The organism is Prosthecobacter sp. (assembly GCF_049294395.1).
Lineage (GTDB): Bacteria > Verrucomicrobiota > Verrucomicrobiia > Verrucomicrobiales > Verrucomicrobiaceae > Prosthecobacter.
In genome coordinates this window covers 1-2,802 of sequence record NZ_JBAQCR010000430.1, presented here as the reverse complement: position 1 = coordinate 2,802, position 2,802 = coordinate 1, and the positions used below count along the sequence as shown (strand labels likewise).

4 protein-coding genes are annotated in these 2,802 nt (G+C 61.1%); 2 read left to right on the top strand and 2 right to left on the bottom strand.

Annotated elements, in window-relative coordinates:
• A partial coding sequence (locus WAW39_RS29335) for a hypothetical protein (protein ID WP_422323166.1) occupies positions 1-283 on the bottom strand: 283 nt, incomplete at its 3' end.
• 214 nt (positions 284-497) lie between these two features.
• Positions 498-1,196, bottom strand: a complete 699-nt coding sequence (locus tag WAW39_RS29330; protein ID WP_422323164.1) for a hypothetical protein — start codon at positions 1,194-1,196, stop codon at positions 498-500.
• 342 nt (positions 1,197-1,538) lie between these two features.
• On the opposite strand from WAW39_RS29330, the gene WAW39_RS29325 reads away from it, so the two are divergent.
• Complete coding sequence (locus WAW39_RS29325) at positions 1,539-1,889, top strand: hypothetical protein (RefSeq protein WP_422323162.1); 351 nt, start codon at positions 1,539-1,541, stop codon at positions 1,887-1,889.
• Complete coding sequence (locus WAW39_RS29320) at positions 1,886-2,746, top strand: tetratricopeptide repeat protein (protein ID WP_422323160.1); 861 nt, start codon at positions 1,886-1,888, stop codon at positions 2,744-2,746. The genes WAW39_RS29325 and WAW39_RS29320 overlap by 4 nt, the downstream gene beginning before the upstream one ends.
• Positions 2,747-2,802: the final 56 nt, after the last annotated feature.

The following is a 2,802-nucleotide window of genomic DNA, read 5'->3' as shown; positions in this document are numbered from 1 at the left end:
ACAAGGAAAAGAGCTGCACTGCACCTGCCTGCGGCGTGGACACAAACTCTCCGGCGACTTTGGCTTTGAGTTGGCTGGTGAGCAACTCCGCCCCGGCAGTGTCGCCATCCTTCACAAGCTTGGTGATCATCGGCGTCGCAGCCTTCTCCAGCGACTGATTCAAACGCTCCACGGCCTGGGTGGCCTGCTTGCGGTAGTCCTTGAGGATGGCCTCGGGGCTGTCGGCGAGGGCGGAGGCGGCGGTGAACGAGACCAGCAGGAGGGTGAGGAGCAGTTGTTTCATGAGCACGGGGTTGGTTGCGCGGAAGATACGCTTAGGAACATAACTGCAAGCTGAATTGAGATTTATGATGTTCCACCGAACAGATTTAAAAAATGCAAAAGACCCGCGTGGGTTCTTTAGGATCATCAGGCACTGAGCCGGCACCCAAACCGGCAGTGTGCCCCCCCCGGTCTTGGAGCGGTCTGGCATTTCCCGCCGGTTTGGGGAGGGGTACTTACTTTTTCACGGGCACGAGATAACGCAGCGGGGTTTCCAGACTCGTCAGCTCGGCATAGTCTTCCTTGAACGTCACCGTCCAGTTGTACTTGGGCCAGGTGACGCTGATCACGCCCTTCTTTTGCCACCGCCAGGTGCCTGTTTTGCTTTCGCCTCCGCCTTCCGTCCTGGCCGTGCCATTGGGCTCAAAGAAGACGTTGACCATGGGCGGCCCCGTCAGCGACGAGCGGTAGGTCCATTCCACGGGTATGGCTTTGGGATCCGTCACCTTCCCCGCCTCGATCTCCGCGCGGACCTTGCCGAGCTCCGTCACCGTTTCCAGTTTGGCTCCGCCGGCGGTTTTCAGCAGGCTCTCAATGCGGGTGATGCTGGACTTTTGCACGGGAGCGAGGGCCTTGGCGCGGGCGTCGTCATACAATGCGAAGAGCTGCGCCGCACTGGCCTGCGGTGTGGGCACGTACTCTCCGGCGGTTTTGTCCTTGAGCTGGGACGTCAGCAGTTCAGCCCCCTCGGTGTCTCCGCTGCTCACCAGCTTGGTGATGAGCGGCGTGGCGGCTTTTTCCAGAGACTGATTGATGCGCTCCAGGGCCTGGGCGGCTTGCTTGCGGTAGTCCTTGGCGATGGCCTCCGGACTGTCGGCCAGGGCCACTGAGGAGAAAAAGGAGACCAGCAGGAGGGCGAGGAGCAGGTGTTTCATGAGCACGTGAGATGAGCGGACACGTAGATACCCGTAGGTGGATAACTGCAAGCTGAATTGAGATTTATGATGTTCCGCCGAACAGATTTACAAAATCCATGGAAACCGGGCGGAATCTTTAGGATAAACAGGCAAATGGCTTGGTCTGGCGTTTCACTGGGGATCTCTCAAGCCTTGGCGGCTCCTTTCTGCCGCTGAAGCCCAGGCCCAGATGCCTAGCCCAGATGCCTGGCATCCCCTCAACACCCACACCGCAACAACTCCGCCAACACCGAGCCCTGAGGTTGAGAATGAACGGTGTGCGCCACTTGGGTTCACCGATGCCCGGCATCTTTTATCGAAGTGATCGAGCACGCGAAAACCACACTGCCCCCCCGCGCCTCTTTGCTGCTGCCGCCCCCCTGCCTCCGCTTCATCAGACAGTGCCGTGACGACACCTTCCCCGCCAATGACGGCATGGATGTCTTGACAAAAGGCGGCACGGTCAACGAGGCTCTGAAAGCCGTGAATGAAATCGTTGACCGAGACAACCGAAGCAAGCTCGACGAGGAAGACATGCAGATGCCTTTCACGTCCGTGTTCAAGGACGGCCTCCATGGTCACTGCATCCTTGGAGACCTGCGCAGGCACAATGCCCGGATCAACGACGAGCGAAAAGCCGGCATGAAGAAAGCGGGGGCGCCTGTGCCATGAAGCGCCATCTGTTTCAGTTCGGCGCGCTTCTGATCCTCATCATCGTGATGGGGGCGTTCGGCTGGCTACCACTGCGCTGGAGTGATCCGGCCGCCGATCAAAGCCGTGCTGCGGCGTATTATGCGAAAGGCCTGAGCTGCCAAAAGGGCGGCGGCACAGCCGAGGCGCTGCGCTGGTTCCGCCAGGCTGCCGACCTGGGGCACGCAGGTGCGCAGGCCAAGGTGGGCACGGCCTATGCCACCGGCTCCGGATTGCCCGAGGACCCCAAGGAGGCGCTGCGCTGGTGGCGCAAGGCCGCCGCCCAAGGCGATGCTGAAGGTCAGTATGGGCTCGCGCTGGCACAGCTCTCCGGCTCCCTCATTCCGCAGGACAAGGAGGCCGGAGTGAAATCTCTGCAACAGGCCGCCAGCCAGGACTTTGCCCCGGCCCAGCACCGGCTGGCTGAGTGCTGCCTCCACGGCGATGGCATCACCGAGGACCCCGCCGAGGCCGCGCGCTGGTACCGCCGCGCTGCTGAAAATGGGCATGCCGATGCGCAGGTGACTCTTGGCTTCATCTGCAAACGCGGACGCTGGGGAGTGGCGCAGGACGCTGCACAGGCCGTGCAATGGTTTCAAAAAGCCGCCGCGCAAAAGGATGCGCGGGCGCAGTATCAGCTCGGCAAGTGCTACGCAGACGGCACCGGTGTGCCAAAGGATCTGGTGGAGGCCATGAAATGGTGCCTCCTGGCCTCTTCCACCTTCGGCAACGACGCCGCCGAGTGGATCGAGACTCACGAAAAGGATCTGACTTCCGGGCAGAACGCGGAAGCCCGTGCCCGGGCGGAGGCCTTCCGTTTACCGCAGCAGAAAAAGTGAAATGCTGGAAACCAAGCTGACGCAGCCCGGAATCCCGCTGCACTGGTAAATAATAC

Excerpts from the sequence above, each read along its gene's own strand:
- WAW39_RS29320 (WP_422323160.1), top strand. The coding sequence starts at position 1,886 with ATGAAGCGCCATCTGTTTCAGTTCGGCGCGCTTCTGATCCTCATCATC.
- WAW39_RS29330 (WP_422323164.1), bottom strand. The coding sequence starts at position 1,196 with ATGAAACACCTGCTCCTCGCCCTCCTGCTGGTCTCCTTTTTCTCCTCA.